The sequence below is a fragment of the Actinoplanes hulinensis genome (genome assembly GCF_019429605.1).
Classification (GTDB): domain Bacteria; phylum Actinomycetota; class Actinomycetes; order Mycobacteriales; family Micromonosporaceae; genus Actinoplanes; species Actinoplanes campanulatus.
In genome coordinates, this window is sequence record NZ_JAHXZI010000020.1 from 161,673 (window position 1) to 186,711 (window position 25,039).

The 25,039-nt window shown below is 70.7% G+C and carries 25 protein-coding genes; 17 read left to right on the top strand and 8 right to left on the bottom strand.

Going from position 1 to position 25,039, the window contains the following annotated elements; translation table 11 throughout:
* Window positions 1-65: 65 nt before the first annotated feature.
* Complete coding sequence (locus tag KZ829_RS33045; protein ID WP_220147743.1) at window positions 66-497, top strand: hypothetical protein; 432 nt, start codon at window positions 66-68, stop codon at window positions 495-497.
* Entirely contained in the window at window positions 494-1,717 is a 1,224-nt protein-coding gene (locus KZ829_RS33050; RefSeq protein WP_372453937.1) for a D-alanyl-D-alanine carboxypeptidase family protein, read from the top strand. The genes KZ829_RS33045 and KZ829_RS33050 overlap by 4 nt, the downstream gene beginning before the upstream one ends.
* 24 nt (window positions 1,718-1,741) lie before the next feature.
* Here the strand turns inward: KZ829_RS33050 and KZ829_RS33055 are convergent, their stop codons facing one another.
* Window positions 1,742-2,242, bottom strand: coding sequence for a DUF456 domain-containing protein (locus KZ829_RS33055; RefSeq protein ID WP_220147744.1), 501 nt, complete (start codon window positions 2,240-2,242; stop codon window positions 1,742-1,744).
* A gap of 202 nt (window positions 2,243-2,444) precedes the next feature.
* On the opposite strand from KZ829_RS33055, the gene KZ829_RS33060 reads away from it, so the two are divergent.
* Window positions 2,445-3,362 (top strand): sigma-70 family RNA polymerase sigma factor, encoded by a 918-nt coding sequence (locus KZ829_RS33060; RefSeq protein ID WP_220147745.1) that lies wholly within the window; start codon window positions 2,445-2,447, stop codon window positions 3,360-3,362.
* Window positions 3,363-3,490: 128 nt separating this feature from the next.
* On the opposite strand, the gene KZ829_RS33065 is transcribed toward KZ829_RS33060, so the two are convergent.
* A complete protein-coding gene (locus KZ829_RS33065) occupies window positions 3,491-5,797 on the bottom strand; it encodes a HelD family protein (RefSeq protein ID WP_183215552.1) in 2,307 nt (768 codons plus the stop codon).
* A 175-nt stretch (window positions 5,798-5,972) separates the two neighbouring features.
* Here KZ829_RS33065 and KZ829_RS33070 point away from each other — a divergent pair, with 175 nt between their 5' ends.
* Window positions 5,973-6,551 carry a hypothetical protein gene (locus tag KZ829_RS33070; protein ID WP_220147746.1) on the top strand — a complete coding sequence of 193 codons (579 nt, stop codon included), beginning with the start codon at window positions 5,973-5,975 and terminating at the stop codon, window positions 6,549-6,551.
* Window positions 6,552-6,603: 52 nt separating this feature from the next.
* On the opposite strand, the gene KZ829_RS33075 is transcribed toward KZ829_RS33070, so the two are convergent.
* A complete protein-coding gene (locus KZ829_RS33075; RefSeq protein ID WP_220147747.1) occupies window positions 6,604-7,470 on the bottom strand; it encodes a sigma-70 family RNA polymerase sigma factor in 867 nt (288 codons plus the stop codon).
* A gap of 158 nt (window positions 7,471-7,628) precedes the next feature.
* Here KZ829_RS33075 and KZ829_RS33080 point away from each other — a divergent pair, with 158 nt between their 5' ends.
* A complete protein-coding gene (locus KZ829_RS33080; RefSeq protein ID WP_220147748.1) occupies window positions 7,629-9,293 on the top strand; it encodes a DEAD/DEAH box helicase in 1,665 nt (554 codons plus the stop codon).
* A 262-nt stretch (window positions 9,294-9,555) separates the two neighbouring features.
* On the opposite strand, the gene KZ829_RS33085 is transcribed toward KZ829_RS33080, so the two are convergent.
* Both KZ829_RS33085 and KZ829_RS33090 read right to left on the bottom strand, forming a co-directional pair.
* Window positions 9,556-9,795, bottom strand: coding sequence for an AAA family ATPase (locus KZ829_RS33085; protein WP_220147749.1), 240 nt, complete (start codon window positions 9,793-9,795; stop codon window positions 9,556-9,558).
* Window positions 9,796-9,856: 61 nt separating this feature from the next.
* A complete protein-coding gene (locus tag KZ829_RS33090) occupies window positions 9,857-10,507 on the bottom strand; it encodes a hypothetical protein (RefSeq protein ID WP_220147750.1) in 651 nt (216 codons plus the stop codon).
* An 18-nt stretch (window positions 10,508-10,525) separates the two neighbouring features.
* On the opposite strand from KZ829_RS33090, the gene KZ829_RS33095 reads away from it, so the two are divergent.
* On the top strand, window positions 10,526-10,699 hold the full coding sequence (locus KZ829_RS33095) for a hypothetical protein (protein ID WP_183215564.1): 174 nt from the start codon (window positions 10,526-10,528) through the stop codon (window positions 10,697-10,699).
* On the opposite strand, the gene KZ829_RS33100 is transcribed toward KZ829_RS33095, so the two are convergent.
* Window positions 10,696-11,745, bottom strand: coding sequence for an App1 family protein phosphatidate phosphatase (locus tag KZ829_RS33100; RefSeq protein ID WP_220147751.1), 1,050 nt, complete (start codon window positions 11,743-11,745; stop codon window positions 10,696-10,698). The two genes, KZ829_RS33095 and KZ829_RS33100, sit on opposite strands and share 4 nt — an antisense overlap.
* Window positions 11,746-11,842: 97 nt before the next feature.
* Window positions 11,843-12,547 carry a hypothetical protein gene (locus tag KZ829_RS33105; RefSeq protein WP_220147752.1) on the bottom strand — a complete coding sequence of 235 codons (705 nt, stop codon included), beginning with the start codon at window positions 12,545-12,547 and terminating at the stop codon, window positions 11,843-11,845.
* A gap of 115 nt (window positions 12,548-12,662) precedes the next feature.
* On the opposite strand from KZ829_RS33105, the gene KZ829_RS33110 reads away from it, so the two are divergent.
* The 10 genes from KZ829_RS33110 (at window position 12,663) to KZ829_RS33155 (ending at window position 22,934) form a co-directional block, all read left to right on the top strand.
* Complete coding sequence (locus KZ829_RS33110) at window positions 12,663-13,517, top strand: NAD-dependent protein deacetylase (protein ID WP_372453939.1); 855 nt, start codon at window positions 12,663-12,665, stop codon at window positions 13,515-13,517.
* A gap of 123 nt (window positions 13,518-13,640) precedes the next feature.
* Window positions 13,641-14,636 (top strand): LacI family DNA-binding transcriptional regulator, encoded by a 996-nt coding sequence (locus KZ829_RS33115; protein WP_220147754.1) that lies wholly within the window; start codon window positions 13,641-13,643, stop codon window positions 14,634-14,636.
* A gap of 169 nt (window positions 14,637-14,805) precedes the next feature.
* Window positions 14,806-16,491, top strand: coding sequence for an ABC transporter substrate-binding protein (locus tag KZ829_RS33120; protein ID WP_220147755.1), 1,686 nt, complete (start codon window positions 14,806-14,808; stop codon window positions 16,489-16,491).
* Window positions 16,492-16,560: 69 nt separating this feature from the next.
* Window positions 16,561-17,613 carry an ABC transporter ATP-binding protein gene (locus KZ829_RS33125; protein WP_220147756.1) on the top strand — a complete coding sequence of 351 codons (1,053 nt, stop codon included), beginning with the start codon at window positions 16,561-16,563 and terminating at the stop codon, window positions 17,611-17,613.
* Entirely contained in the window at window positions 17,610-18,590 is a 981-nt protein-coding gene (locus KZ829_RS33130) for an ABC transporter permease (protein WP_220147757.1), read from the top strand. The genes KZ829_RS33125 and KZ829_RS33130 overlap by 4 nt, the downstream gene beginning before the upstream one ends.
* A 4-nt stretch (window positions 18,591-18,594) precedes the next feature.
* Complete coding sequence (locus KZ829_RS33135; RefSeq protein WP_220147758.1) at window positions 18,595-19,572, top strand: ABC transporter permease; 978 nt, start codon at window positions 18,595-18,597, stop codon at window positions 19,570-19,572.
* Window positions 19,569-20,546, top strand: coding sequence for an ABC transporter ATP-binding protein (locus tag KZ829_RS33140; RefSeq protein ID WP_220147759.1), 978 nt, complete (start codon window positions 19,569-19,571; stop codon window positions 20,544-20,546). Before KZ829_RS33135 ends, KZ829_RS33140 begins: the two co-directional genes overlap by 4 nt.
* Window positions 20,546-21,862, top strand: coding sequence for a GH1 family beta-glucosidase (locus tag KZ829_RS33145; RefSeq protein WP_220147760.1), 1,317 nt, complete (start codon window positions 20,546-20,548; stop codon window positions 21,860-21,862). Before KZ829_RS33140 ends, KZ829_RS33145 begins: the two co-directional genes overlap by 1 nt.
* Window positions 21,859-22,683, top strand: a complete 825-nt coding sequence (locus KZ829_RS33150; protein WP_220147761.1) for a class I SAM-dependent methyltransferase — start codon at window positions 21,859-21,861, stop codon at window positions 22,681-22,683. The genes KZ829_RS33145 and KZ829_RS33150 overlap by 4 nt, the downstream gene beginning before the upstream one ends.
* A 50-nt stretch (window positions 22,684-22,733) precedes the next feature.
* Window positions 22,734-22,934, top strand: coding sequence for a hypothetical protein (locus KZ829_RS33155; RefSeq protein WP_183215588.1), 201 nt, complete (start codon window positions 22,734-22,736; stop codon window positions 22,932-22,934).
* 9 nt (window positions 22,935-22,943) lie between these two features.
* Here the strand turns inward: KZ829_RS33155 and KZ829_RS33160 are convergent, their stop codons facing one another.
* Window positions 22,944-23,309, bottom strand: coding sequence for a hypothetical protein (locus KZ829_RS33160; protein WP_221244910.1), 366 nt, complete (start codon window positions 23,307-23,309; stop codon window positions 22,944-22,946).
* Between the two features lie 332 nt (window positions 23,310-23,641).
* Here KZ829_RS33160 and KZ829_RS33165 point away from each other — a divergent pair, with 332 nt between their 5' ends.
* Entirely contained in the window at window positions 23,642-24,592 is a 951-nt protein-coding gene (locus tag KZ829_RS33165; RefSeq protein ID WP_220147763.1) for an aldo/keto reductase, read from the top strand.
* Window positions 24,593-25,039: the final 447 nt, after the last annotated feature.

A 25,039-nucleotide genomic window follows, 5' to 3' on the forward strand; every position in this document is an offset into this window, starting at 1 on the left:
ATTGGAGCAGAATCCGGGAAAGCCCGGTTGACCGGAACCCGGCTTCTCGCGTTAGGGTCGGCGCCATGCAGGACGAGCAGGCCGCCTGGCGGGAGCAGCAGCGCCGGGCCGTTGCCGTTCGCGCCGCCGCCCTCGAGGCGGACCGGAGCGCGGAGGCGCGGCAGGCCTCGGCGCTGCTCGACGACTTCGTGCGCCGTGCCGCCGAGGCCGGCCTGGCCCCGCACACGCTGGCCGCGCGCAGTCTCGACGGCCGGTCGACGTACCGGACGCACATCCGCGGGTGGTACCTGAAATCCGACCGCTCGGTGGCCGTCGGCGACGACGGGGAGTACTACGTGCTCACCGTGACGCCGTCGCTGCGGGCCCGGTTCACCGGCGCCGACCTCTCGCCCAGCATGCCGCGGCTGATCGTGGGCGCGGGCGGGCGCGACGGCGACTCGATCCCCCTGGCCACCCTGCTGGAGAAGCGGCTGACGGCCGGGGACGTCTGGCCGTGAGAGCTTTCGTGGCGGCGTGTGCGGCCGTGTTCCTGGTGCTCACCGGAGTCCCGGCGACGGCGTCGGCCGCCCGCGCCGAGATCCCGTGCCCCAAGCCGAAGATCGCCAAGCCCAGCGCGCCGCCCCGGCCCATCCCGCCCGCCGAGGTGGCCGAGGACATGCGGGTCGGCGGCGACGACCTCGCCACCCACGGCCTGGTCGTCCCGGAGAACAGCCCGAAGCCGCCGGCCCTGACCGCCACCACCTGGCTGGTGGCCGATCTGGAGACCGGCGAGGTGCTCGGCGCCTGCGGCCCGCACGTCCACCAGACCCCGGCCAGTGTGCAGAAGATGCTGCTCGCCGCGACCGCGATCGATCAGCTCGACCCGGCTCAGAGGATCACCGTGACCCGCGGCGACCTGGACATCGAGCCCGGCAGCTCGGCGGTCGGCCTGGTGGTCGGCGGGCAGTACACGATCGCGACCCTCTGGCTCGGGCTGATGCTCAACTCGGGCAACGACGCCGCCAACGCGCTCGCCCGGCTGGCCGGAGGCGGTGGCAAGGACGGCCTCACCACGACGGTCGCCGCCATGAACGCGAAGGCGGCCGCGCTCGGCGCACGCCAGACGCACGCGGTCACCCCGTCCGGGCTGGACGGCAAGGGGCAGTTCACCAGCGCGTACGACCTGGCGCTGATCGCCCGGGTGTGCTTCGCCAGTGACGACTTCCGCAAGTACGTGCTGACGAGGACGGCCCGGCTGCCCGCGCAGAAGAAGCCGAAGGTGGGCGGCTTCCAGTTCCAGAACGAGAACAAGCTGATCTACAACTACCCGGGCGCGCTCGGTGGGAAGACCGGGTTCACCACCCTGGCCCGGCACAGCTACGTCGGCGCGGCAACCCGCGACGGCCGCACCCTGGTGGCCACCCTGCTGGGCGCCGAGGCACGGCCGCTGCGCGGCTGGGAACAGGGCGCCAAGCTGCTCGACTGGGGGTTCTCGCTGCCCGCCGGGTCGTCGGTGGGCCGGCTGGTCACCCCGGAGGAGGTGGCGGCCGCCGGCTCACCCCGGGTGGAGAAGACCACGGCGGCCGACGGTGGTGGCGGTGGGGCCGCCAACGAGCGGCCGTCCGCGCCGGCCGGGCTGACCGTCGCGGCGGCGGCCTCGGTGGCGGTGCTGCTCACCGGCACGCCGCTGCTGCTGCTGTTCGCCGTCCGGCGACGCCGCCGGATGACCCGCTCCTAGGACCCACCCGCCCATAAGTAGCTCTCAGGCGAACGCCAGGCCGAAGAGCCAGATCACCGCGATCGCCAGCGCCGCCGCGAGTTCCACCAGCAGGGCCAGGCCGACCGCCCCGAGCGCCGAGCGGGTCGACGGCCAGGCCCGGTCCAGGCCCAGCCGGCTCAGCTCGACCAGCCAGATCCCGAGCACGAAGCCGAGGATCAGGCCCACGAACGGCACCACGAAGAAGCCGACGATGCCGAGCACACCGCCGGCCAGCAGCGCCGACGCCGGCACGCCGCTGTCCTTGAGCTTCTTCCCCGGCCACAGGTACTTGATCACCAGGCCCAGGCCGGTGAGCACCGTGGCGAGCACCGCGACCACGAGCCGGGCGCCGCCGCCGCCGTCTCCGAGGATCGCCCAGAGCATCACCCCGGACCAGGTCAGCAGCAGGCCGGGAAGCACCGGCACCAGGACCCCGACCACGCCGGTCAGGATCACCAGGCCGGAGATGAGGGCGATGGCCGAACCGGTGTCGCTCAAATCCATGCGCACACACTGCCGTACCGCTTGCGAACCCTCAACCGGAGCCCTCGCCCGCCGATCCAAGAGCCGTCACGGGCAGAACGGCCCGATGCAACCGGTAGACAACCGTAAGTGACCGGAGCGTGCACCCCCCGCACTCGAAAGTTTCTCTCGTCAGCCGGTGCCCACCCAGCCAGGGGCGCCGACGAGCAACCGGGGGAAACGAATGACCAGCACCGCGACGACCGCCGCCGACATGATCGCCGACACCGCCTCGCCCGTGCTCTCCGTCGTCGAGCAGGAGGAGCTGATCCGCACGCACATGCCGCTGGTCGGCCACCTGGTCCGCGACATGCTCTCCCGGATCCCGAACCACATCCACCGCGACGACCTGACCAGCGCCGGCCTGCACGCCCTGGTCACCGCGGCCCGCGGCTGGGACCCGGCCCGCGGCGTCCCGTTCCACCGCTTCGCCGCCACCCGCATCCGCGGCGGGCTCCTCGACGAGCTGCGCGCCCTGGACTGGGCGACCCGCTCGGTGCGGTCCAAGGCCCGCAACACCGACGTGACCCGTCAGCAGCTCACCACCACGCTGGGCCGTACGCCCACGCCGGAGGAGCTGGCCCAGGCGCTCGGCACCACCACCAGCGAGCTGCACCAGACCGACACCGACGTGCAGCGGGCCACCGTCCTGTCGTTGCAGGGCTTCACCACGAGCAGCGCCGACGACCTGGTCACCGAGTCGACCCCGGGCCCGGAGGAGATGCTGCTGCGCCGCGAGCAGATCGGCTACCTGCACCACGCCATCGGCTCGCTGCCGGATCGCCTCCAGACCGTGGTGAACGAGTACTTCCTCGCCGAGCGCCCGATGGCGGAGATCGCCGCCGACCTGGGCGTCACCGAGTCGCGCGTCTCACAGCTGCGTGCCGAGGCCCTCTCGCTGCTGCGCGACGGCCTGAACACCCACCTCAGCCCGGAGCTGGCCCCGGTCCCGGAGAACCCGGAGAGCATCACGGCTCGCCGCCGCGCCACCTACTACGCCAACATCGCCAGCAACACGTCGATGCGCAGCCGCCTGGCGATGACCAACGCCAACGGCCACACCGCGATCGGCCGCGGCGTCAAGCCCGCTCCGGCCGCCTGACACACGTTCGGGCCCGGCGTCCTTCGACGCCGGGCCCGTTTCGTTTCCCGCTCACCCTCCCCGCGGGTCCTTCCTCAGCCCTTCCCCGGTACGCCGGAGCGCGCTCACTGATCAACTCCGGCCGGCTGTCAGGCCAGCGAGGAGAGAACCTTCGGCAGGTCGGTGGTGTGCAGGACGCCGAGACTCCGGGTGGCCCGGGTGACCGCGACGTACAGGTCGGAGAGGCCGCGCGGGCTCTCGGTGATGATCTCGTCGGGCGCCACCACCAGCACCGAGTCGAACTCGAGGCCCTTCGCCTGGCGGACGGTCATCAGCACCACGTGGTTCAGCAGATCGGGTTGCTCCCCCACGGCCGCGCCGGGGACGGCGGCCACCAGCTCGGCGCCCAGCGACGACTCCAGGCTCTCCGGGACCAGGACACCGAGACGGCCCTCCTCGATCAGGGACGCCTCCTTGCGTACCACCGCGACGAGCTCCTCGACGAGCGCGGCCGGCGGCACCCGGCGCGCCCACGGCGTCACGCCGGCCGAACGGACCGACCGCGGAGGCCGTAGCGCGGGATCGACCGCGGCCAGCACGTCGGCCGCGACCGCCATCACCTCGGACGGCGTCCGGTAGTTGACGCTCAGCTCGACGATCCGCCAGCGCTGCGCCACGTACGGCTCGAAGACCTGCTCCCAGGTGGTGGTCCCGGCCAGCTCGGAGGTCTGCGCGACGTCACCGACCGCGGTCATCGAACGGCTCGGGCAGCGGCGCATGAGCAGCCGCCAGGCCATCGGCGACAGCTCCTGCGCCTCGTCGACGATCACGTGCCCGAACACCCAGCTACGGTCGGCGGCGGCCCGTTCGGCGGCGGTCCGCGTGTCGATCACCTCGTGCCGCTCGACGAACGCACCGGCGTCGACCACGTCGAGCGCGGAGAGGATCTCGTCCTTCTCGGCGCCCTCGTCCTCGAAGTCCAGCGACCGGGAGCCCTCGACGATCTCCAGTACGCCTTCCGCGTACTCGATCGCGGCCTTTCTCTGCCGTTGCTGCTCACGCACCTTGAGCGTGTCGTCGACGCCGAGCAGCTCGGCCAGCTCGTCCAGCAGCGGCACGTCGGCCGGTGTCCAGCCGTGGCCGCGCTCACGCAGCAGCGTGGCCGGCAGGCCGGCCGATTCCAGCCGGCCGGCGTCGGAGAGCAGGTCGCGCAGCACCTGGCGCGGGGTGAGGACCGGCCAGAAGTCGAAGAGCGCCTGCTGTACGTCGATGTCCTCGCGCAGCTCACGGCGGGTCTCCGCGAGGTCCGCCTCGGAGAGCAGGTTCTCGCCGCCCAGCGGGTCGGCGCCGATCCGCTCGGCGATCTGGAGGGAGAGCTGGTGGATGGCCTCGGTCACGAAGACCTGCCGGGCCACGTTGTGCGGCCTCTCGGACCGGCGGGCCGCGGTCCGGGCGGCGAGCAGCACCTCCCGCTCGATGCGCAGCGGATAGCCGTCGTGGTCGACCTCGACGAAGTCGTCCGGCACGGTCTGCCGGTCGGCGACCGCGTTCTCCAGCGCGTCGAGGATGCCCAGGCCGCCCTTGACCGCGGCGACCGCGGGCGGTTCGGCGGCGTGCGCGCGGACCCCCGGGAACATGTCGCCCAGCGTGGCCAGCAGCACACCGGTCTCGGCCAGCGACGGCAGCACCTGGGAGATGTAGCGCAGGAACGTGGTGTTCGGCCCGAGGATCAGCACACCGGTACGGGTGAGCTGCTCCCGGTAGGTGTAGAGCAGGTACGCCGCCCGGTGCAGTGCCACCGCCGTCTTCCCGGTGCCCGGACCGCCCTGAACCACCAGCACACCGGGCAGTCCGGAACGGATCACCTCGTCCTGCTCGGCCTGGATGGTCTCGACGATGTCGCGCATCCGGCCGGTCCGCTTGGCGGTGAGCGCGGACAGCAGCGCCGCCTCACCGGTCACGTCCTCCCGGCCGCTGCCGTCGCCGGCCTCGATGTCGAGCACCTCGTCGTCGATCCCGGTGAGTACCCGGCCCCGGGTGCGCAGGTGCCGCCGACGGGTCACCCCCTCCGGGCTGACCGCGGTGGCCAGATAGAACGGCCGCGCGGCCGGGGCCCGCCAGTCCACCAGAAGGGGGTCCTGATCACGGTCCTCGGCGAAGAGCCCGAGCCGGCCGATGTAGCGGGGCCGGCCGGCGGAGAAGTCGAGCCGGCCGAAGCAGAGACCGTTCTCCACCGAATTGAACTGGGCCAGCTGTTCGGCGTAGTGGCCGCGGGTGGCCTCCCGCTGGGTCCGGCCCTGCGGGGTTCCGCCCGCTTCCAGCAGGATCGCGCGCAGCCTGCTGTCGGCCTGGTCACGCAATTGATCCAACCGCTGGTAGAGCGTGGTCAAGTACGCCTGTTCGGAATCGATGTCGGCGTTCGAGCTTGACAAAGTCGCCCCTTTTCGTGCTATCATTCCGGCGATCGGCAGCCATTCTTATGGTTGCCTTTTTTGTTTGCCGCAACGCTTTCGGCAAACGACCAGAATAGCGGAGGCACCGCAGGTTACGGCCGCGGGCGGGACTGTCCGGAACCCGTCATCGCCCCCGGCGGCCCGTTACGCCAGCCCTGTCGATGGGATTAAGCGGGACATGGACAACCACCACCCGTATCGACGTCTGGGCGCCCTGGCTGCAAACTCGCATGGACAACCACCACGCCGAGCCGTCGCAGGTCGACGTCTGGGCGCCCTGGTCCTCGCCGCGGCCGCCACCCTCACGTTCTCCGCCGCCTGCACCGAGGACAGCGAGGCCCCGGCCGGCAACGCCGCGGCGGCGGCCGCCGGCGGTCCCGAGCCGAAGACCCTGGAGGGTGCGAAGGTCGCCGCCCAGACCGTCTTCGACCGGTTCAGCGGTGGCGACTTCGCAGGCGCGTGGGAGATGTACACGTCGGCCGGCAAGCAGGCGATCAGCAAGGACGACTACGTCAAGCTGAACACCGCCTGCTCCCGCAAGGGCCTGGCGATCCAGCTCACCAGCGCCCGGATGGAGGGCACCGACCGGGCCGTGGTGATCGCGAAGCAACTGGTGGCGGCCCAGTCGTACACCATGGTCTACGAGGCCGACGCCTGGCGGCTGGAACCGGCCAAGGAGGGCCTGACCCTCTACAAGCTGGGCGCCGACAAGGCGATCGCCGCGCAGAAGAAGGCCGGCACCTGCGCGGGCGGCTGATTTTCCGGGGCCCGCCGCGATCCGCGGCGGGCCCCGGGCCCCCGGGCACTGTCTAGGCGGCCACCGGCAGGCCGTCCGGGCCGGTCAGGGCGAGCCGGGTACGCATGGTGCCCCGGCTGGCGATCTTGTCGTAGTAGGCGGCCCGGCGACGGGCAACACAGCCCTCCTTCGGCGGGTTCTCCGCCGCCATGGCCGGGTCGAGGTGGGTGTTCAGCCCGTCCCGGAGCAGTACCAGCGCCTCGGCACGCAACTGCGACACCCGCGACTCGCTGACCCCCAGATCGGCCGCGATCTGGACCATCGGCCGCTCCTCGAAGAAGTAGCCCTGCACCACCGTGCGCAGCCGCTCCGGCAGTGCCTCGACGGCGTGCCGCAGATAGCCGAACCGCTCCCGGCGCAGCAACATCTCCTCCGGACCGGCGCCCGGCTCGGTGACGATGTCGTCGGCGGTCGCGGTCGCGAAACCCTGGAGGCTGAACACGGTGGCCCGGTGCACGTCGCCCTCGCCGTGCTCGATGTCCTCGACGGTGCAGCCCAGCTTGTCGGCGACCTCCTGCACGGTGGGCGTCCGGCCGAGCTCGGCCATCAGCTCCTCCCGGGCGGCGTCGACACGGCGGGCCCGCTGGCGTACCGAGCGGCTGGCCCAGTCCAGGCCACGCAGCTCGTCCAGCAGGGCGCCGCGCACCCGGGCGGCGGCGAACCGGGCGAACGGCACCCCCCGCTCGGCGTCGAAACCACGTGCCGCCGAGACCAGTGCCGCGTAGCCTGCGGAGAGCAGATCGTCCCGGTTCACGTGCGACGGCACGCGAGCCAGCATCTCCCTCACCAGGTGCCCGACGAGCGGCATGTTCGCCCGGACGATGTCCTCGCCACGCCGCTCCTCGCCACGCCGCTCGATGAAAGGCGCTTCACCACTCATCAGGGGTCTCCTCAGGTACCGGCCGGCAGGGGATCTCCGGCGCTGAGGAAAAGATGCGGCGCGCTGAGTGCCGCGGGGTTCACCTTGAGGTGCGAAGTGGTTGCGGACAGTGTCCGGGTAAAATGATCAGCAATCGACCACCCGGAGTTCCCATCTTCATGCAGACCTTCACCGAGCTCGGCGTGCCCGCCGTCCTCACCACGGCACTGGACCGGCTCGGGATCACCACCCCGTTCCCCATTCAGGCGGCCACCCTTCCCGACTCACTGGCCGGCCGCGACGTGCTGGGCCGAGGACGCACCGGTTCCGGCAAGACGTACGCGTTCGCCATCCCGGTCGTGGCCCGCCTCGCCGCGTCCAGGGCCCCAGCCCGGCCCGGCCGCCCGCGTGCGCTGATCCTCGCGCCCACCCGGGAGCTGGCCACCCAGATCGAGGCCACCGTGCGCCCGCTCGCCGACGCGGCCGGGTTGCGTACCCTCGTCGTCTTCGGCGGCGTCGGGCCGAACCCACAGATCAAAGCCCTGAAAGCGGGCGTCGACGTGCTGGTGGCCTGCCCCGGCCGGCTCGACGACCACATCCGCGGCGGACACGCCTCACTGGAGGCCGTCGAGGTCACCGTCCTCGACGAGGCCGACCACATGGCCGACCTCGGCTTCCTGCCGGTGGTGCGGCGGCTCATGTCGCAGACCCCGTCCAGCGGCCAGCGGCTGCTCTTCTCGGCCACCCTCGACAACGGGGTGGACGTGCTGGTGCGGTCCTTCATGCACAAGCCGGTGACACACCATGTCGACTCGGCCGCCCAGGCGCCCGTCGAGATGGACCACCACGTGCTGCACGTGCGCGACGACGACCGGTTCGGCGTGCTCGTCGAGTTGCTGGCGGCGCCCGGCCGTTCGGTCGTCTTCACCCGGACCAAGCGGCGGGCCAAGGTGCTGACCCGGCAGCTCAACGCGGCCGGGGTGCCGGCCGTCGAACTGCACGGCAACCTGGCGCAGAACGCCCGCAACCGCAACCTGTCGGCGTTCTCCGACGGCACCGCGGGGACCCTGGTCGCCACCGACATCGCGGCCCGCGGCATCCACGTCGACGACGTGGCGCTGGTCATCCACGCCGACCCACCGGTCGAGCACAAGGCCTACCTGCACCGCTCCGGCCGTACCGCCCGGGCCGGCGCCCGCGGCACGGTGATCACGCTGATGACCGACGAGCAGCAGGCCGACGTCCGTGACCTGGCCCGCAAGGCCGGTATCCGGCCGGTGACCACCCGGACCCGGCCGGGCGACGCCCTGCTCGCCGAACTCGCGCCGGGCGAGCGCACCTTCACCGCCCCGGTGACCGCCCCGCCGGCGTCCCGTCCGGCCCCGTCCCGCCCGGCCTCCCCGGAGGCTCCGGCCGAGGGCACGGCGGGCCGCTCCCGTCGTCCCCGCCGCGGACGCGGCGCCTCCCCCGAGTCCTCGGCGGCCGCGGCGCAGCCGTCCGCCGCGGCGACCACGGGCCGGTCCCGAACGGCGGCCCAGGAACCCACCGGTCGGCCCCGAACGGCCGGCCCGGCGCGGGAACCCGGCGGGGAGAGCCAGGGCCGGGCGCAGAGCCCGGGCCGGCGGCGCGGTGCTCGCCGGGGGGCCGGATCCGGTCAGGCACCCGAATCCGGCCAGGCCCAGCGGGAGCCGACCCGTGGCTCCGGCCAGGCTCAGCGCGGGTCCGGCCAGGCGCGTGGTTCCGCTGCCACACCCCGATCCGGTACGCCCCAGCAGCGCACCACCCCGGGTGGAGGCGCAGCCGGGTTCTCGGCCCGTTTCAGCGACCGCCGTTCGGGCCGCTGACCCGCGGCTCGCTCTCAGCGCAGCCTCGGCACTCCTGAACAGCCCTCACCGCCAGCCGGATCTCTCCGGCTGGCGGTGAGGGCTGTCTCAACACTCCCGGAAACAGCTCCCAGAGCCAGCCGGACGAAACGATCGCCCGGCGCCGACGCACCCACGGTCGGGCATCAGGGGGCCGGGTGGACGGCGCCGGCGGTGGACGGGGCCGGGACGGCCGGAAGCGGGATGGCGCACAGGTCGAGCTCGACCCGGATGTGCCGGCCGATCAGCGGGCGGCCGGCGGTGACGCCGGCCGCGACCACGGCGGGCAGGGCCAGGCGGCGGGCGAGAGCCTGACCGGCAAGGGTACGGGCGAGGCGCGGATCGGAAACTCCTCGACGACCGCCGTCTTGCCGATGCCGGCCTCGCCGGTGATCAGCACGACAGCGCCCGAGCCGGTGGCGGCCGCGGCGCGCAGCCGGTCCAGGGCGACGACCTCGGTCACCCTGGCGACCAGTCGGCTCATCCGGTCACGCCGGCGGTCGGGCGCTCGCTCATGCGGGTCATTCTCCGCCGGGCGGCCCCGGTCAGGCCTCGGGCACGCGGACCCCGATCTCGTCCCCGAGAGTGAATCCGGCGCACAGCTCGAGTTCGTCGCCGCTCCAGAAGCGGCCCGGGTCGTACCAGTTGGCCTTGCGTCCGCGCGGCAGCAGGCCCATGTCCTCATAGGTGACCGCGACCACCTCGGCACAGTACGCCTTCTCCAGGGTGGCGTCGCTGGCCTCGCCCTCCTTCCACGGCAGACGGATCTGCGGCACCCGGCCGCGGAGCCAGCGGAAGGCCAGGTGCGAGGTGGACGGGAACGGCGTGCCGTCCAGACGGGCCACGGTCTTGAGCGCCTTGTCCTCCATCGCGCGGGTGACGCCCGGGTCGAGCTGCCGCAGCCAGCCGCGCTGACCGTACCGGCGGGCCCAGACGGTGACGGCGTCGCGCAGGTCGTGCAGCTGGACGCCGCGCTGGAAGCTGCCGGACCACATGTCCGGAAGGGATCTGCCCAGCTCAGCGTGCCACATCAACGGCGGCATGTCGTCGATCACCAGGGACATGCCGACGTGGTTCACCGGGCTGTTGGTGAGGGTCTGGATGGCCCGGTCCGGGCCGGAACGGCCCCGGAAGATCCAGATGTCACCGGTACGGGTCAGGTCGATGGCCTCGTCGAGGCTGAGTTCGGCAACCACGGTGTCTATTCTCGGCTGATGCGGTGGTGGAAGATAGCGGGACTGGCAGGGCTGGCGGGAGTCGCGGCGACCGGTGTGGTGATCGCCCGGGCGGAGCGCAGGCGCCGCGCCTACACTCCGGACGAGATCCGGGGCAAGCTGCACGCGCGCGTCGCCGAGGCGACCACCAGACCCGAGGTGGACAAGCCCTAGGAGACCAGGTCCGTGTCGCGCAGCAGCGACCACAGGCCTGCGCCGTCCGGCGCGGAGAACCAGGTCTTGCCGCCGGAGGGCACGACCTCGGCGGTCTCCGACGGGCCGGGGATGGCGCCGGCCAGCACGGCCTGGGTCGGGGAGAGCCGGCGGATCGCCACGGCGGCCACGTTGTCCGGGTGCTCCCGGGCGAACTCGGAGTAGATCTCCTGGTCATGCTGCCCGTCGTCGCCGATGAGCAGCCACTTCACGTCCGGGAACTCGGCGGCGAGGCGGCGCAGTGACTTGCGCTTGTGCTCCTGGCCGCTGCGGAACCAGCGGTCCGGGGTGGGGCCCCAGTCGGTGAGCAGGATCGGGCCGGCCGGGTAGAGGTGGCGGCTGAGGAACCGGGTGAGGGTGGGCGCCACGTTCCACGCGCCGGTGGAGAGGTAGACCACCGGGGTGCCGGGGTGGGCGTTGACCATCCGCTCGTAGAGCACCGCCATGCCGGGGACCGCGGCGCGGGCGTGCTCGTCGAGGACGAACGTGTTCCACGCGGCGAGCAGCGGCCGGGGCAGGGTGGTCACCATGACCGTGTCGTCGATGTCGGAGATCACACCGAACTTGACTGTGGGGTCGATCACCCGGATCGGGGCGTCGATCGGGACGGTGCCCTCGGTGGAGAGTTTCGCGCTCCCCCAGCCCGGGTCGAGGTCGCCCTTGACCATGACGTCGAGGTAGCCGCTGCGGTCGGTGCGCGCCTCGGTGACGGTCCCCCCGACCTCGATGCGGACCAGGGCGGTGCTCACCGGGGTGGTGGTGAAGCTGCGCCAGCCGCGGATCTTCTCCCGCTTGCGGCGGACCGGTCCGGGGCGGCTGAGCAGCACACGGCCCATCACCCGGGCCCAGCCGGGAGCGCCGTAGCCGGTGTACGCGGTGATGTACGGCTTCCAGCCGCGACCGCGCAGACGGCGCTCGACGATCTCGTGCACGGCGTCCTCGATCAGTGCGGCCCGGTGAATCCGGACCACAGGCGAGGAACCACCTGCGGGAGTAATCGTCACCATCGCCTCCTTGCCGCGTCTTTACCGCCGTCCCGCCCGGCCAGGTTACCGGGCGGTCGTCACCGTCCGCTGGGAACGGTGCGCGGCTCGGGCGTGGACATCAGGCGGCGGCGTGGAGTTCCGCCGGTGTCCATTGCTCGGTCCACCAGTGCTGTTCGGCGGTCTCGGCCACGGGACCGGCCAGCCGGGCGGCGGCCGCGTCGGCACGCAGGGTGCGCAATGTCTCGGCGGCGGCCTCGGCCCCGCGCCAGGCGGCCCGCTCCCGCTCGACGGCTTTCCGGTACGCCTCGAGGCGGAACGCCCGGACCGCGTTGCGCAGGATCGGCTCCTGCTGGACCGGGTGCAGTCGCGGGTTCCAGCCGCGGTGCGCGAAGACATCGGCGAGCTGGGCGATCGACAGTTGCCGGGAGCGGCACAGCTCGGTGGCGACGCGGTGCAGGTAGCGCTGGCGGTGGACGTTCTCCCCCGGCTTGCGGCGGCGGCTCATCAGCGGGAAGGCGGTGGCGGCGGCGATCCGGCGGGCCGCGTCGGAGGCCTCCTCGTACGCCTGCCAGGCCTCGTCGACGGTGGTCTGGGCGGCCAGCCACTCGGTGCGGCGGCGCTGGGCGGTCTCGGCGGCCTCGGCGGCGGCCGCCTCCAGCTCGGCGGCGAACCGGTTGTCGTCGGCGACCGGTACGGCCGGGGCCCGCACGCCGCGGGGCAGCGCCGCCACGGCGACCGCGATGGCCAGGGCGAGCGGGATCATCAGCCAGAACGCGGTGGCCTGCGGCACCGCTCCGAGAATGGTCTGTAGGACGGGTTCCATGGAGCACCTCCAAGTCAAATTACTCGCAGCCGGATCGGCGCGCACCGGCCGAAGTCGCCACGGCCACCCGTACGGGGTTCTCGATCCGTCACCCGTGCGAGGGACCATGTGTGACATGGACCTACAGGTGGTGGAGCAGTTGGGGCGGCTGGACGCCCTCGTGGCCGAGGGCGGTGTGGTGGTGCTCAGCGGCGCCGGCCTGTCGACCGACTCGGGGATCCCGGACTACCGGGGCCCGTCCGGTTCCGCCCGCCGGTCCACCCCGATGACGTACCAGACGTTCACCGGCGATCCGGTGGCCCGGCGGCGCTACTGGGCGCGCAGCCATCTCGGCTGGCGGACGATCGGCGGCGCCCACCCCAACGACGGCCACCGGGCGGTGGCCCGGCTCCAGGGGAGCGGCCTGGTCGACGGGGTGATCACGCAGAACGTGGACGGTCTGCACCAGGCGGGCGGCGCCCGGGACGTGATCGAGCTGCACGGCAACCTGGCCCGGATCGTCTGTCTGGACTGTGGCGCGCTCTCCGGCCGGGGCGAGCTGGAGGAGCGGCTCACGGCGGCCAACCCGGGGTTCGCGGCGGTGGCGGCCACGGTCAACCCGGACGGGGACGTGGAGCTGGACGACGCCGAGGTGGCCGGGTTCACGGTGGTGGACTGCCGGGCCTGCGGCGGGGTGCTGAAGCCGGACGTGGTCTATTTCGGCGAGACCGTCCCGGCGGACCGGGTGGCGTGCGCGTTCGGCCTTCTCCAGCAGGCCCGCACGCTGCTCATCCTGGGTTCGTCGCTGACCGTCATGTCGGGCCGCCGGTTCGTGCTGCGCGCGGTCCGGGACGGGATCCGGGTGGCGATCGTGAACCGGGGCGTCACCCGGGGCGAGCCCTATGCCGATCTGGTGATCGACGCCCCACTCGGGGTCATTCTCCCGAACCTGTCGATAAATGCGGATTCAACAGCGCGGTTACCGTCTTGAAATCGAAATAGGTCGCTCGGCACGTTGACGTGACCGCCCTCACTGAGGTTGACTGCCGGAACCGGTACCGAAACCGGTTCCGAAACGCAAAGGCAACACCACAGGCAACATCGAGGAGCGAGCGTGGCCATCACCATCGCCGACGTGGCGGCCCGGGCCAAGGTCAGCAAGACCACCGTGTCCCGGGTTCTCAACGGCAAGGGTGAGCTGGACGAGACCACCGCCGCGCGGGTCCGGGCGGTCATCGACGAGCTCGGCTACGTGCCCAGCGCCCGGGCCGTCAACCTGGCCCGCGGCCGCACCCGGGTGGTCGCCATGCTGGTCCCCTCGCTCACCTGGCCCTGGATGGGCGAGGTGGTGCAGGGCGCGGTCGACGTCCTCGAGGCCGAGGAGTACGGCCTGCTGCTCTTCACCTGCAACCGCGGTGAGGACTCGATGCGCCAGTTCGCCGCGCAGGTGGCGGCCAAGTCCTTCGACGGGCTGCTGGTCATCGAGCCGGAGGGCACCCTCGACTACATCGCCACGCTGCACTCCCGGGGTCTGCCGATGGTCCTGATCGACGATCGCGACCAGCAGGCGGGCCGGATCCCGAGCGTCGGCACCACCAACCACACGGGCGCCGGCGCGGCCGCCCGCCACCTCCTCGCGATCGGGCGCCACCAGCCGCTCATGATCACCGGCCCGTCCCAGTTCGGCTGCACCCAGCAACGCCGGGACGGGTTCGCCGCGGTCTACGCCGAGGCGGGCCACCCGGTGGGCGAGGAACGGATCATGCTCGGCGACTTCACCTTCGACGTCGGCGCCGCGGCGATCCACCGGGCGATCGCGGCCGGTATCGACTTCGACGCCGTCTTCTGCCACAACGACATCTCCGCGGCCGGCGCCATGCAGGCGCTGCTGGAGTCCGGCCGCCGCATCCCGGAGGACGTCGCGGTCGTCGGCTTCGACGACATCCCGATGGCGGAGCACACGCAGCCGCCGCTGACCACGGTCCATCAGCCCATGCGGGAGATGGGCGAGGCGGCGGCCCGCGCGCTGCTCGCCCACTTCGAGGGCACTCCGCTGCCCAACCGGCCGACGATCATCCCGGCGACCTTCACGGTCCGCTCCTCCACCTGATCTCCGACACGTAACCCGTACCACATAGGTCCTCGCACCGCCCGGCCGCCCACGGCCGGCGATCGGTGGCGTCCGGGGCCGGCCGACGGCCGGTCACGCGATGCCGCACGCCCTCGGGCACCCCTCTCACCCCTTTTCACCGCGCTGATTTCCGCAAGGAGCGTTTTCGATGCAGAGAAGAAGGCTTTTCGCTCTCGCCCTGGCCGGTGTGCTCGCCGGTGGCGGACTGGCCGCCTGCGGCGACTCGCCGAACGACAACAAGAACGCCGCGAACGGCGGCAAGGTGGACTTCCTGTCGATCGGCATGCCCAACGGCACCGTCACCGAGAACAACAACCCGTTCATCGGGACCTCGGCCGGCGCCTCGCTCGGCTACCGCTGGATGATCTACGAGCCCCTCGGTCAGTGGAACAACACCAAGCCGTCCGAGCCGCTGACCCCGTGGCTGGCCAGCGAGATCAAGTGGTCCGCCGACTACAAGGCCGTCGACCTGGTGATCCGGGACGGCGCCACCTGGTCCGACGGCAAGCCGCTGACCGCCGAGGACGTGGTGTTCACGCACACCATGATCAAGGGCAACGAGGCGCTCAACATCTTCGCCATTCCGTACGACTCGATCACCGCGGACGGCAACAAGGTCAAGATCACCTTCAAGACCTCGCAGTTCACCACGCACCACAAGGTCATCGGGCAGACCCCGATCGTCCCCAAGCACATCTGGGAGAAGATCGCGGACCCGGCCACCGACACCATCAAGGAGCCGGTCGGCAGTGGCCCGTACGTCCTGAAGTCGTTCTCCCAGCAGGCCACGATCCTTACCGCCCGGGAGAGCGGTTACTGGGGTACCAAACCGGCTGTTAAGGAGCTGCGCTACACCTCCTTCGCCGACAACAACGCCCAGTCGACCGCGCTCGCCAGCGGCGCCTCGGAGTGGAGCTTCGTCTTCATCCCGAACTACCAGCAGACCTTCATCGCCAAGGACCCGGAGCACTACAAGGTCTGGGCGCCGGGCGTGCTGGGCATCCACGGCCTCTACATCAACACCACCAGGAAGCCGTTCGACGACCCGAAGCTGCGGCAGGCCATGAACATGGTCGTCAACCGCAACGACATCTTCGTCCAGGCCGAGGCCGCCTACTTCCACCCGGAGATCAAGAGCGTCACCGGCCTGCCGGAGGGCGCGGGTGACGCCTACATCGCCGACGAGTACAAGGGCAAGACGTTCTCGGTCGACGCGGCCGGCGCCAAGAAGCTGCTCGAGGAGTCGGGCTACAAGTTCGACGGCACCAAGCTGCTGGACAAGTCCGGCAAGCCGGTGACCATCAAGCTGACCGACCCGGGGCCGTGGTCCGACTACCAGACCACGCTGGAGATCATCAAGAGCAACCTGGCCGAGATCGGCATCGAGGCCACGGTGGAGAAGCCGAACCAGAACGTCTGGGACGCCAACGTGCAGAAGGGCGACTTCGACGCCACCGTGCGCTGGACCAACGGCGGCTCGACCCCGTTCGACATCTACCAGACGGTGCTGGACGGCGACCTCTACAAGCCGCTCGGCACCGCCGCCCAGCAGGGCAACTTCGGCCGCTTCCAGAGCCCGGAGGCGACCGCCGCGCTCAAGGCGTACTCGAACGCCACCGATGACGCGGCCCGCAAGACGGCGCTCGCGACGATCCAGAAGATCTTCGTGGAGCAGGCCCCGATGCTGCCGATCGGCTCGGACAACGTCGGTGGCGCGTACAGCACCAAGAACTGGGTCGGCTGGCCGTCGGACGCCGACTCGTACGCTCCGCTCCAGCCCACCCAGGCCGGCGCGCTGACCGTCGTGCTCAAGCTGCAGCCCGCCAACTCCTGATCGCCCCTCTCGCGGGCGCCCCGGTCCGTTCCCGGGGCGCCCGCCCTCCCTGCAAGAAGGAACTCCGGCATGACGTCGATCCCGGACGCGAAGGCGCCGGCCGACGAGGTGGTGCTCGAGGCGATCGGCCTGACCAAGCACTTCCCCGTCCGCCGGCGACTGCGTGATCTCTTCTCCAACCGGCATGACGCGGTTCACGCCGTCGATGACGTGAACCTCACCCTCCGGCGCGGTCAGGTGGTGGCCCTGGTCGGCGAGTCCGGCTCGGGCAAGTCCACGGTGGCCCGCCTGCTCGCCCAGCTCTATCCCCGTACCGGTGGTGACATCCGGCTGCACGGCGCGTCGACCAGGGTCAAGGCGGGCGCGGCGTTCCGCCGCTACTGCGCCCGGGTTCAGATGATCTTCCAGGACCCGTTCGCGTCGCTGAACCCCGTGCACACCATCCGCTACCACCTGACCCGGTCGCTGAAGGTCCACGGCAACGCCGGGTCGACCGACGCCGAGCTGGAGCAGGCGCTGCACACCCTGCTCGAACGGGTCGCGCTCACCCCGCCGGAGCGGTACCTCGACAAGTTCCCGCACGAGCTGTCCGGTGGCCAGCGGCAGCGGGTCGCGATCGCCCGCGCGCTCGGCGCCGAACCGGAGGCCCTGCTCGCCGACGAGCCGGTGTCCATGCTGGACGTGTCGATCCGGCTCGGCATCCTGAACCTGCTGCGCGATCTCAAGGAACGCCTCAACCTGGCGATCCTCTACATCACCCACGACATCGCGTCGGCCCGGTACTTCGCCGACCAGACGATGGTCATGTACGCGGGCCGGATGGTGGAGGGTGGCGACAGCGAGACGGTCACGCAGTCGCCGGCTCACCCGTACACCCGGCTCCTGATCGAAAGCGCCCCGGACCCGGACCGGCTCACCGGCGTCTCCGACGCCGCCTCTCCGAAGGACAACGGCGAGCCGCCGAGCCTGATCCGCCCGCCCAGTGGATGCCGCTTCCACCCGCGCTGCCCCTCCGCGATGCCGCGCTGCTCGACCGACCTGCCGGTGCCGTTGCAGATCGGTGACGCGCCCGGCCACTGGGCCGCCTGCTGGCTGTACGACACCGAAGAGGTGGCGAAGTGAAGTACTTCCTCCAGCGCGTCGCGTTCTACCTGTTCACCGCGTGGGCCGCGATCACGCTGAACTTCCTCATCCCCCGGATGATCCCCGGCGACCCGGTGCAGGCGCTGGTCACCAAGTACCAGGGCCAGCTCAGCTCGAAGGCGGTCGACTCCCTGTACGTCCTGTTCGGCCTGAACAAGGACGCGAACCTGTGGGAGGAGTACGTCAGCTACTGGAAGCAGCTGTTCTCCGGCGACCTGGGCCTGTCGTTCACCTTCTTCCCCACGCCGGTCTCCGAGATCATCAGCAACAGCCTGCCCTGGACGCTGCTGCTGGTCGGTATCACCACGGTGATCAGCTTCCTGCTCGGCACCGGTCTCGGCGTGCTGGCCGGCTGGCGGCGCGGCTCGTGGACCGACGGCCTGCTGCCGGTCACCACGTTCCTGTCGTCGGTGCCCTACTTCTGGCTCGGCATCATCGCGATCTACCTGCTCACCGGCCCGGACAGCTTCTTCCCGTCGTCCGGCGGCTTCGACGCGGGCCTGGTGCCGGCCTTCGACCAGTACTTCATCCCGAGCGCCATCCAGCACAGCCTGCTGCCCGCGCTGACCATCCTGATCTCCTCGGTCAGCGGCTGGATCCTGAGCATGCGCAACATGATGGTGACCGTCTCGTCCGAGGACTACATCACCGTGGCGCACGCCAAGGGCCTGTCCGACCGGCGGGTCGCGATGAGCTACGCGGCACGCAACGCGCTGCTGCCCAACGTCTCCGGCTTCGCGCTGTCGCTCGGCTTCATCGTCGGCGGCACGCTGCTCGTGGAGATCGTCTTCTCGTACCCGGGTGTCGGTTTCCAGTTGTTCCAGGCGCTGGGCGCCTCGGACTACCCGCTCATGCAGGGCATCTTCCTGATCATCACCATCTCGGTGCTGGTGGCGAACCTTCTGGCGGACATCGCGTACCTGCTCCTCGACCCGCGTACCCGCAAGGAGGGCTGAGGCGATGACCGCTTCCGCTGTGACGATGGAGCAGGTGGCGCCGGTCGCGGTGCCCGCGAAACGGCAACGGTTCCGGTTCGTGGCCAACAAGAAGGCGGCCGTCGGGCTGTTCATCCTGGCGATCTACGGGATCCTCGCGGTCATCGGGCCGTGGATCACCCCGTACGACCCGGGCGCCCGTGGCGACGATCTGGTCCAGCCGCCGACCGCCGAACACTGGATGGGCACCACCCACCTGGGCCAGGACGTGTTCAGCCAACTGCTGGAAGGCACCCGCAGCGTCATGTTCGTCGGCTTCTTCGCCGGCATCGTGGCGACCGTGCTGTCGGTGATCATCGGCGTGACCGCCGGTTACGTCGGCGGCAAGACCGACGAGGTGCTCTCCGCGCTCTCCAACGTGTTCCTGGTGATCCCGGCGCTGCCGCTGATCATCATCATCACGTCCACCCTGAACAACGCCGAGGACTGGCTGATCGCCATGGTCATCGGCCTCACCTCGTGGTCCTGGAACGCCCGGGTGCTGCGGGCACAGACGCTGTCGCTGCGGCGGCGCGACTTCGTCGAGGCGGCCCGCGCGACCGGCGAGCGGACCTGGCGGGTGATCACCTTCGAGCTGCTGCCGAACCTGACCGCGGTGATCGCCTCCGGTTTCGTCGGCACGGTCATCTTCGCGGTCCTCTCCGAGATCACCCTGGCGTTCATCGGCGTCACCTCGGCCACCACGTGGAACTGGGGCACCATCCTGTTCTGGGCGCAGGGCCAGCAGGCGCTCGCGCAGAACGCCTGGTGGTGGTTCGTGCCGGCCGGGCTCGCCATCGCGATCCTTGGCACCGCCCTCGCACTGGTCAACTTCGGCATCGACGAGTTCGTCAGCCCCCGGCTCCGCAGCGCCGGAAAAACCAAGATCAAGACCAACACCGGGCGTACGGTACGGATGCGCATCGGCTTCACCCCGGTCATCCGTAAGGAGCCCCTGCCGTGAGCGATCCGGTGATCGAGATCCGCAACCTGAACGTCGACTACGGCCTGGGCGACCAGGCGGTCCACGCGATCCGCGACGTCAGCCTGACCCTGCACCGCGGTGAGGTGCTCGGCCTGGCCGGCGAGAGCGGTTCGGGCAAGTCCACCCTCGCCTACGGGATGACCCGCCTGCTGCCGCCACCCGGCGTGATCACCGGCGGCGAGGTGATCTACCACCCGGAGAAGGGCGACCCGTACGACGTCCTGAGCCTCACCGACCGGCAGTTGCAGGCGTTCCGCTGGGCCGAGACGGCGATCGTGTTCCAGGGCGCGATGAACTCGCTCAACCCGGTGCACAAGATCTCCACCCAGCTCACCGACGTGCTCCGGGCCCACGACCCGGGGATGAGCGAGAGCAGCCGCAACGCCCGGGCCCGGGAGATGCTGAAACTGGTCGGCATCGCGCCGGACCGGATGGACGCCTACCCGCACCAACTCTCCGGCGGCATGCGGCAGCGCGTCATGATCGGCATGGCGCTGATCCTCCAGCCGCAGGTCGTGATCATGGACGAGCCGACCACCGCGCTCGACGTGGTGATGCAGCGGCAGATCCTCGGCCAGCTCGTCGAGCTGCGCGAACGGCTCGGCTTCTCGGTCATCTTCATCACCCACGACCTGTCGCTGCTGGTCGAGTTCTCCAACCGGATCGCGATCATGTACGGCGGACGGATCGTCGAGGAGGCGCCGGCCGCCGCGATCTACCGGGACGCGCTCCACCCGTACTCCGCGGGTCTGTTGGGGTCCTTCCCGGCCCTGCGCGGCCCGCGCCGTGAGCTGACCGGCATCCCCGGCTCCCCGCCCGATCTGAAGGGCATGCCGAGCGGGTGCTCGTTCCACCCCCGGTGCCCGAAGGCGTTCGAGCCGTGCTCCTCGAAGATCCCGGTGCTCACCCCGCACGGGGACCGCTCGGTGGCGTGCTGGCTGGTGGAGAGCTGATGGCGTTCACCTGGGGCGTGGCCACCTCGGCCTATCAGATCGAGGGCGCGGCCGCCGAGGACGGGCGCACACCGTCCATCTGGGACACGTTCGCCCGCTCGGTAGTGGGCGAGACCGGGGACGTGGCGTGCGACCACTACCACCGGATGCCGGCCGACGTGCAGTTGATCAAGAGCCTGGGGGTGAACGCCTACCGGTTCTCCACCTCGTGGACCCGGGTCCAGCCGAACGGCCGTGGTCCGGCGAACCCTTCGGGTCTGGCCTTCTACGACCGGCTGGTGGACGAGCTCCTCGGCAACGGAATCGAACCGTGGCTGACGCTCTATCACTGGGATCTGCCGCAGGAGCTGGAGGACGCCGGCGGCTGGACCAACCGGGACACCGCCTACCGGCTCGCCGACTATTCCCAGCTCGTCATCTCGCGCTTGGGCGATCGTGTGCAGAACTGGTCCACGGTCAACGAGCCCTGGTGTGTGGCCTATCTCGGCTATGAACATGGCGTATTCGCACCCGGCCGACGGGATGTCGGTGCGGCCGTCGCGGCCACCCACCATCTGCTTCTGGGGCACGGGCTGCTGGCTTCCATGCTTCGGCCGATGGACAAAACGGTCAGCATTCCGTTGAACATCGGGACGGCCACGCCCGCCTCGGACGATCCGGTCGACATCGCGGCGGCCTGGCGGGCCGACGGCAACGTGGCCCGGATCTTCCTGGACCCGCTGCGCCACGGCCGCTACCCGGCCGACGTGGTGGCGGACCTCGCGGCCCGCGGCTACGAGCTGCCGGTCCAGGACGGCGACATGGAGATCATCTCGACGCCGATCGACCTGCTCGGGGTCAACTTCTACTTCGGGCAGGACTTCGCCGGGCGCGACCTCGACGGCAACACCGTCGACGCCTCGGGCCACCCGGTGGTGCGGGAGATCAAGCCGGACGTGCCGCAGACCGACCTGGGCTGGCCGGTCACCCCGGACCGGTTCACCACGCTGCTGCTGCGGCTGCACCGCGACTACGGATATCCGCTCGTGGTCACCGAGAACGGCGCGGTCTACCAGGACCACCCGGACGGCGACGGGTTCGTCGAGGACACCGAGCGGACCGCGTACCTCACGGCCCACGTCGACGCGGTCGCCGCGGCCCGCGCCCAGGGCGCCGACGTGCGCGGCTATTTCGCCTGGTCGCTCATGGACAACTTCGAGTGGGCCGAGGGCTACGCGAAACGGTTCGGCCTGGTGCATGTCGATTACGAGACCCAGACGCGTACGCCTAAACGAAGTGCGCTCTGGTTCCGTGATCGCATAGCGTCCGGAATATGACCGACTATCTCTCGATCAACCGGGCCAATTGGGACGACCGTGCGGCCGCCCATGCGAGTTCACCCGATTACCGCGTCGCCAGGTTCGCCGAGGATCCGGCGCACCTGAGCGACGTGGTGCGGTTCGACAGACAACGCCTCGGCGACCTGGCCGGGCTGCGGGGCGTGCATCTCCAGTGCCACATCGGCACCGACACCGTCTCGCTGTCCCGGCTCGGCGCCGACATGACCGGCCTCGACTTCTCCGGCGCCTCGCTGTCCGAGGCGCGCGCCGTCGCCCTCTCCGCAGGCTCGAAGATCAACTTCATTCAGAGCGATGTGTACGCCGCACGCGATGCCCTGGACGGGGAGTTCGACCTGGTCTACACCGGGATCGGGGCGCTGTGCTGGCTGCCCTCCGTCGAACGTTGGGCACAGACCGTGGCGTCGCTGCTCGCGCCGGGCGGCCGGTTGTTCATCCGCGAAGGGCACCCGGTGCTGTGGGCGCTCGACTACGACCGGACCGACCAGGTGATCGCCCTGTCCGAGCCGTACTTCGAGCAGGAGCAGCCGCAGATCTACGACGAACCGGGGACCTACGTCGCCACCGACCACGAGTTCACCCACAGCGTCACCCACGAGTGGAACCACGGCATCGGCGAGATCGTCACCGCGGTCCTCGAGGCCGGGCTCGTCCTCACCGGGCTCGAGGAGCACCAGAGCGTGCCGTGGGAAGCCCTGCCGGGACGGATGCGCCAACTCGACGACGGTGAGTGGCAGCTCACCGAGAAGCCTTCACGGTTGCCGCACACGTACACGTTGCAGGCCCGCAAGCCCGTTTAGTGATCGCCTCCAACGGGGTACCCGCTGCCCATCCCCCTTTGGAGGCTCTCATGCGCATCGGTGCTGTTCTCATCGTCATCTGGCTCGTGCTCGGCGTCATCGCCGCCTACGAGCGCGGCTACTTCTCCGACAGCGAAGACGCCAGCTGCGCGGAGGCCGGCACGGTCATCGTCACCACACTCGCCGGCCCGCTGAACTGGATGGGCGTCAACCCGAAGGTGAACTGCGACGTCCCCGAACCGAGCAAGTAGTCGCCCTCCTCACCTGAGGAAACCCCGCTCGTCGACGTGCCGGGTGGGCTCGCCGAAGAACAGCTCCGGATCGGCCGGGCCCACCGCCAGATTGAGGGTGTCCTGCCGGTACTCCCACCGGCCACCCTCGATCACCGGCCACGACATCCGGTAGTTCACCTGCCAGCGCAGCCACTGCCCCGGGCCCAGCCACACGCCCGGCGGCCGGCGATCCCGGCCCGGGGCGCCGTGCCGGGCGAGCAGCAACTCGACCCGCACACCCTTGTCCGCCCGCACCAGCCGCAGACCCGACCGGCCCGCGCCCGGCTCCCGCTCCGGCGCCACCACGTCGATCGACTCGACCGGCACGAAGTCATTACGCTCCGTTATGGACACTTCGTGCACGACACCGGACCTTCGACCCGGCAGACGGAACCCCACGGGCACCGCGCTACGCCGCGCCGCACCCGGGCCACCCCGCGATCGTTTGGTCCACTCGGTGCTCACCCACTGCGCCACGACGTCCACCGCTCCCCCTTCCCGCCACGATGTCCCCACTGCTCCGGCACCGATATCTTCGCTGCTCCGGCAACATGAGAGCACGCATTATTCACCTGCTGGACAATCGCCCATCGACGGCACGCCGAAGAGAATCCATCACTTGATCTGGAGCGCGCTCCAGGTTCTACGGTCGATACCGGCAAGCCCGCCACGAGGGGAGAACAGTGATGGAACTGCGTGACTTCGGCCGCCTGGGACAGATCAGCGCGCTGACTCTGGGTGGTGGCGGCATCGCCGGTGTGTGGGGCGGAACCGACCGCGGCGAGGCCGTCGCAACCGTCCACGCGGCACTCGACGCCGGCATCACCATGCTCGACCTGGCCCCCAGCTACGGCGCCGACTTCGAATCCGAGCGCACGGTCGCCGAGGCCCTCCGCCTACGGCCCGCCCCCGACGTCATGATCACCAGCAAGGTGCAACTGCCCGACGGCGCCTCCGCCGCCCGCATCCGCGACAGCCTCCAGGCCAGCCTCACCCGGCTGAACCGCGACCACCTGGACGTGCTCCTGCTGCACACCCAGTTCCGCCGTACCGGAACCACCCTGCACGAGACGGTCTCCCCCGAGGAATACCGCGACGAGATAGTCCCCACCTTCGAGGCGCTCCGCGACGAGGGCCTCATCCGGGGCTGGGGCATCACCGCGGTGGGCGACCCCACCCCCATCATCGAGGCGTTCCGGCACAGCCCGCGCCCCGACGCCGCCCAGATCGTCGTGAACCCCCTGAACCAGAACGGCGACCTGTGGATCCACGGCGACACGGTCCGCCCCGACAACGCCGCCCTGATCTCGGCCGCCACCGCGGCCGGCGTGCCGGTGACCGCCATCCGCGTCGTAGCGGCCGGCTCCCTGACGAGTTCCCTGGACCGCGAGGTCCCGCCCACCCATCCGGCCGCCGTCGACTTCGCCCGGGCCGAGCCCTACCGCAAGCTGGCCGCCGAACTCGGCGAGACCCCGGCCGCCCTGGCCCACCGCTACGCCCTCACGGTCCCCGGAGTCTCCACCGTGATCCTGGGCGTCAAAAACCGCACCGAACTAACCGAATGCCTCGCCGCCGAAGCCCGGGGCCCCCTACCCTCCGAAGCTCTGACAGCCCTGATCCCCCTAACCACCCCTTGACCCCTGACCACCGGTTGCCCCCTCAACCACCCCTGCCCCTCACTACCTCTCACTCCCTCAGCGCCCCTGGCCCCACCCCATCCATCCTCACGCTCACCACCACACTTCCCCCAAACACGATCTTGGACGTTTCCCCACCCCCCAGGGTGGCCCCCAAGATCGCGGCAAGCGAGACAGCGGCTCCCGCAGAACCCCACCGCCCAGACGCGATCTAGGACGCTCCCCCACCGCCAGAGGTGACCAACCCCCCAAGATCACGGCAAGCGAGACAGCGGCTCCCGCAGAACCCCACCGCCCAGACGCGATCTAGGACGCTCCCCCACCGCCAGAGGTGACCAACCCCCCAAGATCACGGCAGGCGAAACAACGACACCCACAGAGCCCCACCGCCCAGACGCGATCTAGGACGCTCCCCCACCGCCAGAGGTGACCAACCCCCCAAGATCA

Bases quoted from the DNA above. Each gene is read 5' to 3' on its own strand.
- KZ829_RS33045 (WP_220147743.1), top strand. From the start codon at position 66: ATGCAGGACGAGCAGGCCGCCTGGCGGGAGCAGCAGCGCCGGGCCGTT.
- KZ829_RS33055 (WP_220147744.1), bottom strand. From the start codon at position 2,242: ATGGATTTGAGCGACACCGGTTCGGCCATCGCCCTCATCTCCGGCCTG.
- KZ829_RS33060 (WP_220147745.1), top strand. From the start codon at position 2,445: ATGACCAGCACCGCGACGACCGCCGCCGACATGATCGCCGACACCGCC.
- KZ829_RS33065 (WP_183215552.1), bottom strand. From the start codon at position 5,797: ATGATAGCACGAAAAGGGGCGACTTTGTCAAGCTCGAACGCCGACATC.
- KZ829_RS33070 (WP_220147746.1), top strand. From the start codon at position 5,973: ATGGACAACCACCACCCGTATCGACGTCTGGGCGCCCTGGCTGCAAAC.
- KZ829_RS33075 (WP_220147747.1), bottom strand. From the start codon at position 7,470: ATGAGTGGTGAAGCGCCTTTCATCGAGCGGCGTGGCGAGGAGCGGCGT.
- KZ829_RS33080 (WP_220147748.1), top strand. From the start codon at position 7,629: ATGCAGACCTTCACCGAGCTCGGCGTGCCCGCCGTCCTCACCACGGCA.
- KZ829_RS33085 (WP_220147749.1), bottom strand. From the start codon at position 9,795: ATGAGCCGACTGGTCGCCAGGGTGACCGAGGTCGTCGCCCTGGACCGG.
- KZ829_RS33095 (WP_183215564.1), top strand. From the start codon at position 10,526: ATGCGGTGGTGGAAGATAGCGGGACTGGCAGGGCTGGCGGGAGTCGCG.
- KZ829_RS33100 (WP_220147751.1), bottom strand. From the start codon at position 11,745: ATGGTGACGATTACTCCCGCAGGTGGTTCCTCGCCTGTGGTCCGGATT.
- KZ829_RS33105 (WP_220147752.1), bottom strand. From the start codon at position 12,547: ATGGAACCCGTCCTACAGACCATTCTCGGAGCGGTGCCGCAGGCCACC.
- KZ829_RS33110 (WP_372453939.1), top strand. From the start codon at position 12,663: ATGGACCTACAGGTGGTGGAGCAGTTGGGGCGGCTGGACGCCCTCGTG.
- KZ829_RS33120 (WP_220147755.1), top strand. From the start codon at position 14,806: ATGCAGAGAAGAAGGCTTTTCGCTCTCGCCCTGGCCGGTGTGCTCGCC.
- KZ829_RS33125 (WP_220147756.1), top strand. From the start codon at position 16,561: ATGACGTCGATCCCGGACGCGAAGGCGCCGGCCGACGAGGTGGTGCTC.
- KZ829_RS33135 (WP_220147758.1), top strand. From the start codon at position 18,595: ATGACCGCTTCCGCTGTGACGATGGAGCAGGTGGCGCCGGTCGCGGTG.
- KZ829_RS33145 (WP_220147760.1), top strand. From the start codon at position 20,546: ATGGCGTTCACCTGGGGCGTGGCCACCTCGGCCTATCAGATCGAGGGC.
- KZ829_RS33150 (WP_220147761.1), top strand. From the start codon at position 21,859: ATGACCGACTATCTCTCGATCAACCGGGCCAATTGGGACGACCGTGCG.
- KZ829_RS33155 (WP_183215588.1), top strand. From the start codon at position 22,734: ATGCGCATCGGTGCTGTTCTCATCGTCATCTGGCTCGTGCTCGGCGTC.
- KZ829_RS33165 (WP_220147763.1), top strand. From the start codon at position 23,642: ATGGAACTGCGTGACTTCGGCCGCCTGGGACAGATCAGCGCGCTGACT.